Here is a 12304-nt window from a genome sequence, read left to right as displayed (position 1 = left end):
TGGACAACCGAAATGCGTCGGGTCGTGAATACAGGAACGTTATCGGAAATCAGCGCATTTAAAAGACTGAAAAGACGAGGACAATAAAATGAACAATAATCGAAAAGTCTGCTTATATGATTTGGAACAATTAGCTTTAATTATAAAAACTAAATCAGGAGTGATTTACTTTAATCAAGCAGGTGGTTATTCGTGTATGCAGCCATCTGTAGAAGGCATTTTTACATTTATTGAAGACGATACTAAGGATGCTTTGAATTTTTTAATGAAATACACTTTAAATAAAACGAATTTGACTAATGAAGATGCCGATTTTATCGATGTATATTTTAAAGGAAATAGAAATACGAATTTTTTATCTATTGATAGACATAGGCTCAGTGAGTCAATGGAAGCATGGCTAAATGTTAATATTTGTTATCAAGAAAATAGTAGAATATCGTTTGAGGGATTTACTGAGAATGAAGGTGTGTTAACTTGGAGTAATAGCGATTAGAGCATAATAACATTGATATAGATAAAAATAATTTAGTGGATTCTAAGAAGGTGCTGGGACATCGTGAATGCGGGAACGTTATATGAAAGACCGGAAAACCAATAAATTAAAGAAAGAGCAGATGATTTCTATGGCATTCTGTATTGAATTCAAGTTACTTCAAATGAATGGCACTAAAGCATTATATATGTATGGAGATTGTTCGGAAAATCTTGAAGGATTATTTGAATTAGATTTAGAGAAATTAATATCAGGGGAAACTTTATTTGATACTGATATAAGAGAAGTAGTGAGAGTAATTAGATCATGTATTAGTGATACAGAACATCAGCATAAAGCCAATAGGGCATTTAGTAAGATTTACAAACACTATAAAGAGACAAAAGAATATTTATTAGAAGGTGGATATTATGCCTAGAGATTATCAATTAAAACAATGAGTAAAACAAAATTGTGGTAGCTACTCTAGATGCCCGATCCATCATATAACATAATATTCACGCTGCGGACATACGTCCTGGGTCCGGCATTCGCCGGACACTCAGCATTCGCTGAGTCGTGAATACAGGAACGTTATACGGCAATCTCTAAAAAGCACAAAAGAATAAAGTCAATACAATATTGTTCTAATTAAATCATTGAAAATATAAATAATAGAACAGCGAAAGGTTAGGATGCTTGTGAAAATCAAATCGATGATTGCCGGTCTCCTAGGGGCTATGGTACTTAGCGCTTTCAGTACTGTAACATTCACTGCCGAGGCTGCCAATGTTGTACCGGTTCATTTGAAAGTCGGAAAGTATTCGATCCTTTACACGCAGCCTGCCCCGCCTTTTGCCGACCAAGCGCATAGGGTGCAGGTTCCGCTTCGGTCGATCGAAGACCTGCTGGGCGGTAAGGTGAAGTATAACCCATCGTTCAAAACGGCAGATGTCGAGTGGATGGGTCATACCTTCCAATTCATGGTCAACTCCAAAATCGTTCAAATCGACGGGAAGACCGTGCAGATGGACACCACTCCCGTTTTAAAGAATCAAGCCATGTTTCTTCCGATACGCTTCTTTCTCGATGCGACTGATGTGAAGTGGCGTTGGGATCAAGCCTCACAGCAGATCATCCTTTCAGATGATCGGGTGGTCAAAGGGGAGCCTTTTGAAGACTTCATAGGAATGGATGCCACGAGCGTGAAAAATGAAAATGCGATGGTCATTCAGTCGTATTCGATCAAAGGCAAGTATATGACAATAACGGCTCTGAATGTTTCCGGTCATACGATTCCGGCGGGTAAAGCGGATATTAATCCTTTGTTTCATTACAGTAATGGACAGTTTGGTATGGATCCTTATTCGCGATCTTCTGAGCCACCACTGAAGGCAGTAAGAAAGGGAGATACGGTGAGCAAGAAAATAAGAGGTAACATTACAGGAGATGTTGACTACGTGATTACGGTGGGACGAGAATTGAATTGATCGTTTATACCGGTAAACCAGCGTAAATCTTTAAAGAACTAAAAGCTAAGAATCGAACTCAATAACGACAATAGTGAACGAATACAGTAAGGAGCAATAAAGATGAATGAGATCTCAATAGAAGAAGCAAAGCTACTAGGTGTAGAAACTATTCATAATGTAATGGAGAACGGTGAAAAAAGGTTTCGTTTAGTTAATCAAGATGGAAGTTCTTATATTCGAACAGAAAGTTCAACAATTGGAGCTTGGCAAAATAGTCATTACCATAAACATCTCAATGAAATTTATATTGTAGAGAGTGGATGGATAGTTTATGCAGAACTCGCTGAATCAGGGGAACTAACACTGAAGTACTTGAAATCAGGTGAAATGGTCTCTGTTATGCCTTTAAAGCCTCATAACATTTACATGTCTCCAAGTACCGTTACACATGTAATTAAGTATGGTTGTAGAACGGTCGAAAAACCGGATTGGTTTCATTCACAGGAATTAGATCGATTAATAAAACCTATTGCCGAAAAAGAATTAATAAAAATGATAGAAACCAGAATCGATAAATAAATCTATATAAATGATAGGTGAAAACCCAATGAAGATTGTATAGGCGATTTGGAGAAGATGCTGATATCCTATAACATAATATTTACGTTGCGGACATCCGTCCTTGCTCCGGCGGTCGACGGACACCCGACATACATCGGGTCGTGAATACAGAAACTTTAGGTGAAGTCCCTGTAAAGCAAGTAAAGGAGGCATATGAAAACTTTAAATTACTTAGAGACTAGATCTTCAAGTCGATACGATGAGTTTGATCCGGACCAAGATGGTAACAAAAACACCCAATTTGCAGATTTCATTATTGATGGTAGATCGTTATATCAAATGCTCAGAAAGCATGATAGGGTTCCGTCTCTAGGATGGGGAGGTCAAGAACATCAAAAAAATATGATTGATTACTTCCTATTAAAGAAACAACATAATTATTTGTATGAACGATATCCCGTGTTGGTTTGCCCATGGTGCGGAGACGAAGAGTGTGGATTCATCTCTGTTTACATTGAGAGGGAAGACGATTGGATTATATGGCATGATTTTAAGGTAGAACCTAGCAATCAAAGTATTGATATAGGCCCTTTTTATTTCAAGTGGGATAACTATGAGAAAGCGATTAATAGTACTTTTGGAATAGCGGGGAGCCAATAATATTTTAGAGTATTTCATAAAAGACAGGGACATCACCTAACATAATATAGTATAAGTACCATAGAAAATACATTTCACCTAAATAGGAGGTTGTGTAAATGGCATTTCCAACACACATTGTATCGGCTGGGGGAATTGTGGAAGATGAGAATGGAAACATTCTGTTAGTAAAGGCTCATGACGATGGTTGGGTTTATCCGGGTGGTATAACTGAAGTTGGTGAAAACTTGATAGATGGCGTAATTCGTGAAATTAAAGAGGAAAGTGGAATAGATGCTACAGTTAGCCATTTAATTAGTATCGTGTCGAATACAGCGATTCATAAGTGGTATGACGGTGTGACTGATGTTCCAACGAAAGTAATGTTTGATTTCGCATGCAAATTTTTAGGTGGTGAGTTGTCCACCTCTGAAGAAACAAGCGATTGCAGGTGGGTTCCAAAAGAAAAAGTGCTAGATATGATTACTCTGCCTGCTATCCGTATGCGTTATGAAGCCTATTTGAACTTTAACGGGTCTGTAAATTATATCGAATACGTTACTGCGACAACGTCAGAATGTAACATCAAACTGGAAAGACCTGTTTAGTTGCATGAGATGTGAATAGGTATGGATCTTGAAGAAAGCGCTGACATCGTATAACCTAATATTAATGCTGCGGGCATACGCCTTGGGTCCGGCATACATTGGATACTCGATATGCGTCGAGTCGTGAATACAGAAACGTTATCGGAAATCAATACAAATAATATTAAAATAAGAGAGAACCGAGGAGGAACAAGCAATGGAGGAAAATTCAATGAAAATAGATTATAGTGAATATTTTTGGCAGGATAATAAAGTCAGATTACGTGCGGTACATCCAGAAGATTGGAAAGAAGATTATGTTAGTAATTTTGATACTCCTGCACGTCGTCTTCTGGAATGTTCGACCGAATTACCACCTACTATTGCGGGTTCAAAAAAATCCGCGGAAGAAAATGCTGACTTTTCATCAACAAATGGAAGAATTATGTTTACCCTTGAGACCTTAAAAGGGGAAAACATAGGAGGTATCAATCTGAATAGTATTGATGAAAGAAATGGTACGTTCAGTATCGGTATAGTAATTGATAAAGAATATCGTGGTATGGGATATGGAACAAGAGCGATGAAAATTCTGTTAAGGTACGCATTCCTGGAACGAAGGCTTAATAAATTTAATGATTATGTTCTTGAAGGAAATGAGGCATCTGCAAAGATGATGGAGAACCTCGGATGTATTCAGGAAGGTAGACGGCGACAGGTCGTCTATATCAACGGGAAATTTATGGATTTCATTTTGTATGGATTAACGAAACACGAATTTATTGAAAAGCATAGAGAAGAGTTAAACCTCTAGCTCTGATTTAAGAGTTACGAAGGTGAATTAATCGAGGAAGACATTAGCATCCGATAACAATATTTTCACGCAGTGGCTCCGTACGGAGCCTTGGTCTACTGGATGGATATCGGAGAGGTATTTCCAGCAGGCATATCCGACTTCGTCGGACGTCATGAATACAGCAACGTTATTTGAAAGAATCAAATAGCAAAAAATGGAGTGATTATATTGGATCAAATCCCAAAGCATTGGAATACAGATAGACTTAGCATTTCTGATTTAACCAAGCAGGAAGTTCCAATCATTCAGGAGATCTACCAAACAAGTACATATATGAATGCATGGGACGGTCGTGAGTATGATCCGGATCATATCAGAAAATGTTTGATCAATGGAAATTTGCCACCAGAAGGTTTACTGGAGAACTATAGAATACAAACGATACGAATAACGGAAAATCAGCAACCCATTGGTCTAATTAGTCTATATCATGGATATCCAGTAGAACACTCCCTGTATCTTGAATTTCTATATATCCATGGAGACATCCAAAAGCAAGGATTTGGACAAGAGATCATACAGGAATTCTCTTCAGTCGTTGCCGAATCAGGGTATAAAGAAATTCGAATTAATGTCTCTACGAAGAACTGGCCAGCGTTAAGATATTGGATTAAATCCGGATTTAGCGAAGTGAATGGAATCTATGGTGATTCGATTTACTCGGAATCCAGCTTTTCCAATTTAGAACTAATGATGACTTTATAATTGTCTTATGAGGCCAGATTCCTTTAGATAACATTATATTCATGCATCGAAGTCTGGCGGCGCGTGAAGTTAATGGGACATCGTGAATACAAAAACGTTATATGCAACCTTAAAGACAAGGAAACCATAAGTGAAGTATAAGATGATGAAGCGCCGATTTCCCTATCGGTGCTTTTTGTTTAGAATGCAATACATTAGAAGATAAAAATCATCTATGACCTGACTTTGGAATCAATCAAACACGGCGGACAGCAAAATACAGATAGTTGATAACAATAATGTGATTCCGCTTGATGTAGGTCCTTGCAGAACTCACAAAATTCATTTTATTAAATGAACATAGGTGCAATACTTATTGAACAATTGTTAAAACGGATGTATACTCATTACTTACATCATTAAAGCGCTTCATTTGGGAAGAAATGAAGCAGACGCTTAAAGGAGAAAAGATTACTTTGAAAGCACTATCCAAAGGGCAGACTGCCCTCTTTTTGACGTTTCTGATTTTGATGTGGGGTGTAAACTGGCCGTTGTCCAAATACGGTCTGCAGTATGCTCCACCTATCTTATTCTCGGGTATCCGGACGCTGATCGCTGGCGTGCTGCTGCTGTTTGTCGCACTGCCCAAGCTGCGTGAACTGCGCTGGCGTCAGACCTGGCCGATCTATGTGATCTCGGCGGTGTTGAACATTATTCTATTCTATGGCTGTCAGACGATCGGTATCGCCTACATGCCTGCCGGATTGTTCTCGGCGATTGTATTCCTGCAGCCGGTACTGGTCGGCATTATGTCCTGGTTGTGGCTGGGTGAATCCATGAATCCGCTCAAAGCAATCGGTCTGGTACTCGGTTGCGCAGGCGTTGCCACGATCAGTGCAGGCGGATTCACCGGCAGTATCTCCGTGCTGGGCATCGTGCTGGCACTGGCTTCGGCGGTAAGCTGGGGCGTAGGTACTGTCTATGTCAAAAAAGTCGGTGAGCGCGTTGATCCGATCTGGCTCGTTACGATCCAGCTGCTACTTGGCGGTGTCGTAATGACAGCGGTTGGCAGTGGTACCGAGAGCTGGGCGGATATTACGTGGAATGCGACCTTTATCGGGGTACTGCTGTTTATCTCGATCTTCGCAATCGCACTCAGCTGGCTTTGCTTTTTCCGACTCGTTGGATCGGGTGAAGCGAGTACAGTCGGTTCATACACGTTTCTGATTCCGCTCGTATCGATTATCCTGAGCGTAATGTTCATGGGTGAATCGGTGACCGTGAATCTGGTGATCGGTCTGGTGCTGATCGTCGTGAGCATTCTGCTGGTCAATCGTACGCCAAAAGCCAAAGCTGCAGTGAACGATGTCCCATCAGCAGCTTCTTCGAACAAAGCGGTCTGATCGCGTAGATCAGAGACCTGCTATGGCAGCTGCTATACATGCAGTTGTCCAGCATATATAGCATGTTCTCAATTCCAAAGACCTCCAGATGATGGGTTTTATCTGTCATCCGGGGGTCTTTTTTGCATGATCGCTTTCGACAAGATGACTTTCTGTAAAATGAATTTCTTATAGATACATTTTCTAAAACATCGCTTTCTATAGAGGCATCTTCTATAGCATCAATGTCTATGGTATGACTTTGTATGGCGGAACAATCATCCTTTTTTACAGATAAAGCTGAGTAAGGTTATGCACCGTTTCATCGAGAGCAAGCGTGAATTCCTGTCTTTGTTCCAGATCTTTCAGAGTGACGATCTGTGCCTTCACCTCGTCTTCGCCCAGCAGAATCACATAACGTATGTTCCGGGCATACAGACTGTTCAGCAGCTTGCCCAGCTTGCGTCCGCCCGGCTCGGTCTGTACAGGAATGCCTGCAGCGCGCAGCTGGAGAGCCGTATTCATCACATCCGGCAGCGTATCTCCTATGGGCACAATAACGACAGGAGCCGGTCTGCGAGAAGTGGATACTTCTCCTACTCCTGCTGGCTCTGTCCGTTCACGGTAGAGAGCCATAATCGATTCCAGACCAAATGACAATCCGATTGCAGGCAGCTCCAATTCTTCCCGATCGGTCAGTTTGCCAATCATGCCGTCATAGCGCCCGCCGCTGCCCAGACTGGAAGGGAATGAACCGGTGGCATCGAACAGCTCATATACAGTTCCAGTGTAAAAGGACAATCCACGCGACAGAAATAGATCGAATTCGCACTGCTGCACGAGAAATGGCAGTTGATCAAGCAGCTGCTGGAGCTGCCGTACCTCCAGATAACCCGGCGCTTCTGTCAGATTGTACATCCGTGCGATACTGTCCATCTCCAGCTGTTCGACCGGTCTGCCGATCAGCTCCAGCAGTGCAGTAATGGCGGGCGCAGGCAGTAGCTTGTCCTGCAGCTCTGCCGCGACTTCATCCATGGAGATCTTGGCGAGCTTGTCCAGCGTCAGCATGACGGAAGAAAGCATATCGGATGGAACGCCCAGTGCGCCCAGCACCTCGCTCAGGAAGCGGCGGTTGTTCCATTTCAAAACGACCGGAATCTGCAGTTGTGCAAAAGTCTGCAAAGCCAGCTGGAACAGCTCCAGCTCTGCTTCGGGGCCAGCCAGACCGATAATATCTGCATCACACTGCCAGAATTCGCGCAGCCGACCTCGTTTGGTCGGGCCATCGCGAAAGACCTTACCCATTTCAAAGCGACGATAAGGCAGCCGAATCCCCGGATTCAGTGCCATCAGCTTGGCCAGCGGCATAGTCAGATCGTAACGCAGTCCAAGTGCACGCTGCCGCTGGTCGCTGAGCTGGTACATTTCTTTGACAATTTCTTCGCCGCCTCCATATTTGGAGATCAGCCAGTCCATTTCGTTCAGGATGGTCGTATCGGCTTCCTCGTAGTTGTACAGTTCAAACTGCCGTTCCAGCAGATTGCGGATCGATCGGCGCAGCCGCTGTTCTTCTCCGATAAAGTCGTGGGTTCCTTTGACATTTTGCATATAAATCAGCTCTCCTCTATGATTGGTGTCGCCGGTAAATCGCTCCAGAACACAAAAAACGCGCAGGACCCCATGGTCCTGCGCGCTTGATATCCCGCAGGGAGGCCAACGCGAAAAGCGCTAGCCACCCTGTAGTTAATTCATACAGAGGGCTAACGCCTATGATGATGATGCAGATTTATCGGCAGATCAGTGAATGGGCTTGTCATGATGAGGTTATTCGACATTACATTGAAGCGAGTAAAGTTAATATTGTTCACCATGATCCCTCCTGATCTCTCATTGTAGTGTAAATTAGTAGTGATTATATGCCTGCTGACAGTAATTTGCAACTGCTATTTTGCAATCAGAGCGGTTATTTATAACAAATCGACCTGCACGCGAGAAGCAAAGAGCATGTTCTCCGGTGCAAACAGGCCGGACAGCACAGGGAGTCCGGCTATTCCAGCGGCTTCAGCAGAAGCTGCTGCTGTTTGTTAAACAGACTCGGCGTAATCAATAGACCCAGCAGGATACTCGTAATAATCGCCGATGTCATTAGGGTGAAGACGATCAACAGCTGGAATCTCACCGCCGTGATCGGATCGGCGCCAGCGATAATCTGGCCAGTCATCATGCCGGGCAGCTGGACGAGTCCGATTGTCTTCTGACCGTCGATTGTCGGGATCATGCTGGAGCGTACAGCGCTTTTGAGTACCGGCAGAATTGCCTGTCTCGGTGTACCACCCATGGACAGCACGACAATAATCTCGCGCTGACGCAGCTGGACTTCGGACTTGAGCCGGGTGACGAGGAGGCTGCTCAGTACCATGGAGTTGCCGATAATCATTCCGCTGATCGGGATAATATAGCGGGCATGAGCCGGAATAATCCCCAGCCCCAGCATAATCGCCTGCGTAATAATCTCGACGACGACCAGAGTAGCGAAGATTTTCAGGGTGATCTGTGGAATGTTTTTTCCTTTTTTGGATACATTGAGTGCTGCGACCGTGATCATGAGCAGGACGAACAGACCGACCACCCATAGATTTTCCAGGCCGAAAATGGCATTCAGTACATAACCGATAATCAGCAGCTGTACCGCTGCACGGATCATGGCGATCAGCACGTCCTTTTCCAGTCCCAGCTTGAAGGAGCGAGACAGCACAACCGCCAACAATACAAAGCAGAGGGACAGACTTAACGCGAGTATACTCATGATGATTCCCCCTGTATAAAATGCTGCGCTTCCGCCGTCTGCGGATGCTCGAAAAAGTCAGCTGTATTGCCCGATTCCAGCAGCTGTCCATCTTGAAGGAACCAGATATGCTGTGCGATCCGCCGGGCTTGCTCCATCTGGTGAGTGACCCAGATCAAGGTGGTGCCCTGCTGACGGTTCAGCTCCAGTAGCAGCTGTTCAATGACCCGGACCGAGGAGGGATCGAGCGCAGACGTAATCTCGTCCAGCAGGACGATATCCGGGCATCCTGCCAGTGTGCGAAGCAGGGCAATCCGCTGCTTTTGGCCGCCGGACAGTTCCTGTGCCGGACGCGAGAGGAGGTCGGCGGGCAGCTCGGCTTTTTCCAGCCATTCCGCAGGACTGCCGATATCTGTACCGTGCAGCCGATGGGCAGTCCGCAGATTATCCTCTACGGTTCCTGGCAGCATGGGCGAGTCCTGGAACACCATACCGACCCGGCGCCGCAGTTCGGTAATGGGCCAGCTATGTATGTCTTTGCCCTGGATATGGATGCTGCCTTCATCGGGAGTGATCAGCAGATTGCATAGGGAAAGCAGGGTGCTTTTACCGGAACCAGAAGGACCGATCAGCGCGGTAATCGAGCTACTGGCGATCTGACCGCTGATCTGACGAAGTACAGGAACAGATGAGCCTTCCGGGCCGGGGAAATTCTTGCTGACATTCTGAAATTGTACGGCCGCAGCCGAAGAAATCATAGAATTCATGAGGGATACACCTTTCCGGATTCATAAATAAAGACGGATATTCTACATAAAATCGCATGGCGTCAGGCGATTCGAGCGATGGGATATCGTAAGATTGGCAGGTGGATGCAGGCTATTACATACAACCACTGCTGTCTATCGCTTATTAAACTTATCATGCACCGAATCATCAGGGAAGTTGCCCCTAACGGGAAAATTACAGCATGGATGAAGAACAAAGAACATCTAAGGCTATTCCAGTAATGCTGCGTACCATGCAGATCTGGTTGCAGGACGAATCATATACAAAATGAATCAACGAACGGTCTCGTCATACTATATAATATACAGACTTATAGTTCAGATACAGACCTATCATTCAGGAGGAGATTGAATGTCATTTTCGATTGTTATTTTTCAGGGACCGAGCGCTTCGGGGAAAAGTACGCTGCAAGCGCGTCTGGGTCTACCGCGTATTGTCACCTGGACGTCTCGCGAGCCAAGACCGGGAGAGCAGGATGGACGAGAGTATCATTTTACGACCCGCGAGCAGATGGAGCGGATGCATCAGCAGGGACAGATGCTGGAGATCAATGAATACCGGGGCAATCTGTACGGTACATCGCTGCAATCGCTGGAGCAGGCAGGTGAGCAGGGACAGGCACGTTCCAGCGTCATGGAAGCTCAGGGTGCCAAGCTGGTTAAGCAGCTGCTCGGAGAGCGTGCCCTGCTGATTGGCATCTCTGCCAGCAGGGAACAGCTGGAGCGGCGGTTGGCGGAGCGTAATGTAAGTATGGAAGAACAGCAATTCCGGATGGCTTCTTTTGACGAGGAGATGGCTGCGCTGTCCCAGTGCGACCTGATTATCCGTAATGACGACGGACAGCTGCATACGGCGGAAGCGATTATTGACTGTCTACGTGCGGGACTGGGCTGAATTTGAGCCGGTCCTTTTACTTGAACAGGATACGTAACAGGTAATCATGGGCGCTCTCGCAGGATTCTCCTGACCACTTTCTAATGAATCGTTTTACAGCAGTAACTCCATGGCAGTTCGTTCTTTATCCGCGATCTCCAGTAACAGTTGTGACGCTCGTAACAACTCCTGATCATCTTCCATGCGGCCTGCTCGGTCGATCGCTGCAGAAACGCTGACCCATAGCGGAGCAATATCAGCAAATAAATGGTAAGCCTGTTCAATGTGGGGTTCTTCCAGAAGATCGATGCACTCTTTTAAAAAGTCCCGGTACAAGTTGCGGAACAAAGCACCACCGGTTCCTGCCCGCTCCATTAACAAGGCAGTCAGGCACAGATCCTGTTCGATATTGCTGCTGCGGGCAAACCAGTTCAGGATTTCCCTGCTCATTTTGACGATCCCCTTATTGCCAATATTGCGAATAGGCGGGTTTAGATAGTCTTGTGCATTTTGGGTCAAGGATTTGCGCAGAACAGGCGCAAGCGGAGGCAGCTTACTGACAGGATCAAGGGTAAAAGAACGATTGCGGGAGCTCATGAATCCTTTGACATTTCGGGCCATAGCCAAACTGGTCAAGCGTGTCTGTGCATGTGTTCCCTGTTGCTCGGTATCTGCCATATAGGCATATTCGTCATCGAATCCATAGAGCACTGCATAATGCCCGGCAAAATGAACCTTATTCGTAAAATAATCCAGGTAGTAAGAGTCTAATTTCAGCCCGACCGGAGTCCCTTGTTCAATATGACGTTGTACATTCTGCCAAGCTTTGTCGACAGACGATGTTTCTTGAATGTTAATATTTAGATCCAGACAGGCAGCAAGATTGGCAGTGAGTACGTCCGGCTTGACCCTTCCTCCGATAAAGGGGAAATCCATCGCTTTCGAGTCCCAGTAGATGAATCCCAGACCTTGCCCGAGTCCAAACAGCATAGGCTCGGACAGATGAACTCCGGCATGCTGCAGCAGATTGCCGATAGCCGTTGTCTCGCAATGTTCACCTGGATAAGGAGTGAACCCTGCAATTACTTTTTTCATAACTTGCTTTCCTCCTTTAATCGGGATAGCGCCATTACCTCGGCATGAATTACCTGCAGTATAGGCCATCTTCGCTGACAACAGTATGTCAGTGTTTTGAGGAAAA

General features: G+C 44.9%; 14 protein-coding genes. 10 read left to right on the top strand and 4 right to left on the bottom strand.

The window, feature by feature from the left end; genetic code table 11:
- Window positions 1–88: 88 nt before the first annotated feature.
- The 9 genes from AR543_RS01275 (at window position 89) to AR543_RS01235 (ending at window position 6677) form a co-directional block, all read left to right on the top strand.
- Window positions 89–496: a DUF6210 family protein gene (locus AR543_RS01275; RefSeq protein WP_064505549.1), complete on the top strand. Its 408-nt coding sequence runs from the start codon at window positions 89–91 to the stop codon at window positions 494–496.
- Between the two features lie 82 nt (window positions 497–578).
- Window positions 579–914: a hypothetical protein gene (locus AR543_RS01270; RefSeq protein WP_227871811.1), complete on the top strand. Its 336-nt coding sequence runs from the start codon at window positions 579–581 to the stop codon at window positions 912–914.
- 262 nt (window positions 915–1176) lie between these two features.
- Window positions 1177–1965 (top strand): copper amine oxidase N-terminal domain-containing protein, encoded by a 789-nt coding sequence (locus tag AR543_RS01265; protein ID WP_158523915.1) that lies wholly within the window; start codon window positions 1177–1179, stop codon window positions 1963–1965.
- A 102-nt stretch (window positions 1966–2067) separates the two neighbouring features.
- Window positions 2068–2526, top strand: coding sequence for a cyclic nucleotide-binding domain-containing protein (locus AR543_RS01260; RefSeq protein WP_060531110.1), 459 nt, complete (start codon window positions 2068–2070; stop codon window positions 2524–2526).
- Between the two features lie 195 nt (window positions 2527–2721).
- Complete coding sequence (locus tag AR543_RS01255; RefSeq protein ID WP_060531108.1) at window positions 2722–3168, top strand: hypothetical protein; 447 nt, start codon at window positions 2722–2724, stop codon at window positions 3166–3168.
- Window positions 3169–3266: 98 nt separating this feature from the next.
- The gene (locus AR543_RS01250) at window positions 3267–3755 is read left to right on the top strand and encodes an NUDIX hydrolase (protein ID WP_046227493.1); all 489 of its coding nucleotides are present in this window, start codon (window positions 3267–3269) and stop codon (window positions 3753–3755) included.
- 196 nt (window positions 3756–3951) lie between these two features.
- Window positions 3952–4548: a GNAT family N-acetyltransferase gene (locus AR543_RS01245; protein WP_227871810.1), complete on the top strand. Its 597-nt coding sequence runs from the start codon at window positions 3952–3954 to the stop codon at window positions 4546–4548.
- Window positions 4549–4758: 210 nt separating this feature from the next.
- Window positions 4759–5295: a GNAT family N-acetyltransferase gene (locus tag AR543_RS01240; protein ID WP_060531106.1), complete on the top strand. Its 537-nt coding sequence runs from the start codon at window positions 4759–4761 to the stop codon at window positions 5293–5295.
- 455 nt (window positions 5296–5750) lie between these two features.
- A complete protein-coding gene (locus AR543_RS01235) occupies window positions 5751–6677 on the top strand; it encodes a DMT family transporter (protein ID WP_060531104.1) in 927 nt (308 codons plus the stop codon).
- A 267-nt stretch (window positions 6678–6944) separates the two neighbouring features.
- On the opposite strand, the gene hisS is transcribed toward AR543_RS01235, so the two are convergent.
- The 3 genes from hisS to AR543_RS01220 form a co-directional block, all read right to left on the bottom strand.
- Window positions 6945–8264, bottom strand: a complete 1320-nt coding sequence (gene hisS, locus AR543_RS01230) for a histidine--tRNA ligase (protein ID WP_060531102.1) — start codon at window positions 8262–8264, stop codon at window positions 6945–6947.
- A gap of 439 nt (window positions 8265–8703) precedes the next feature.
- Entirely contained in the window at window positions 8704–9462 is a 759-nt protein-coding gene (locus tag AR543_RS01225) for an ABC transporter permease (protein WP_060531100.1), read from the bottom strand.
- A complete protein-coding gene (locus AR543_RS01220) occupies window positions 9459–10208 on the bottom strand; it encodes an ABC transporter ATP-binding protein (protein ID WP_060531098.1) in 750 nt (249 codons plus the stop codon). The genes AR543_RS01225 and AR543_RS01220 overlap by 4 nt, the downstream gene beginning before the upstream one ends.
- Window positions 10209–10581: 373 nt before the next feature.
- Here AR543_RS01220 and AR543_RS01215 point away from each other — a divergent pair, with 373 nt between their 5' ends.
- A complete protein-coding gene (locus AR543_RS01215; protein WP_060531096.1) occupies window positions 10582–11124 on the top strand; it encodes a guanylate kinase in 543 nt (180 codons plus the stop codon).
- Between the two features lie 93 nt (window positions 11125–11217).
- On the opposite strand, the gene AR543_RS01210 is transcribed toward AR543_RS01215, so the two are convergent.
- The gene (locus tag AR543_RS01210; protein ID WP_060531094.1) at window positions 11218–12198 is read right to left on the bottom strand and encodes a BtrH N-terminal domain-containing protein; all 981 of its coding nucleotides are present in this window, start codon (window positions 12196–12198) and stop codon (window positions 11218–11220) included.
- Window positions 12199–12304 lie beyond the last annotated feature (106 nt).

Origin of the sequence: Paenibacillus bovis (genome assembly GCF_001421015.2) — a bacterium.
GTDB lineage: Bacteria > Bacillota > Bacilli > Paenibacillales > Paenibacillaceae > Saccharibacillus > Saccharibacillus bovis.
The sequence above is the reverse complement of the archived record's forward strand: the minus strand, read 5'-3'. Positions and strand labels throughout refer to the sequence as shown.

Coding starts and splice junctions, on each gene's coding strand:
- AR543_RS01225 (WP_060531100.1), bottom strand. CDS start 9,462: ATGAGTATACTCGCGTTAAGTCTGTCCCTCTGCTTTGTATTGTTGGCG.
- AR543_RS01215 (WP_060531096.1), top strand. CDS start 10,582: ATGTCATTTTCGATTGTTATTTTTCAGGGACCGAGCGCTTCGGGGAAA.
- hisS (WP_060531102.1), bottom strand. CDS start 8,264: ATGCAAAATGTCAAAGGAACCCACGACTTTATCGGAGAAGAACAGCGG.
- AR543_RS01250 (WP_046227493.1), top strand. CDS start 3,267: ATGGCATTTCCAACACACATTGTATCGGCTGGGGGAATTGTGGAAGAT.
- AR543_RS01275 (WP_064505549.1), top strand. CDS start 89: ATGAACAATAATCGAAAAGTCTGCTTATATGATTTGGAACAATTAGCT.
- AR543_RS01260 (WP_060531110.1), top strand. CDS start 2,068: ATGAATGAGATCTCAATAGAAGAAGCAAAGCTACTAGGTGTAGAAACT.
- AR543_RS01255 (WP_060531108.1), top strand. CDS start 2,722: ATGAAAACTTTAAATTACTTAGAGACTAGATCTTCAAGTCGATACGAT.
- AR543_RS01220 (WP_060531098.1), bottom strand. CDS start 10,208: ATGAATTCTATGATTTCTTCGGCTGCGGCCGTACAATTTCAGAATGTC.
- AR543_RS01245 (WP_227871810.1), top strand. CDS start 3,952: ATGGAGGAAAATTCAATGAAAATAGATTATAGTGAATATTTTTGGCAG.
- AR543_RS01210 (WP_060531094.1), bottom strand. CDS start 12,198: ATGAAAAAAGTAATTGCAGGGTTCACTCCTTATCCAGGTGAACATTGC.
- AR543_RS01270 (WP_227871811.1), top strand. CDS start 579: ATGAAAGACCGGAAAACCAATAAATTAAAGAAAGAGCAGATGATTTCT.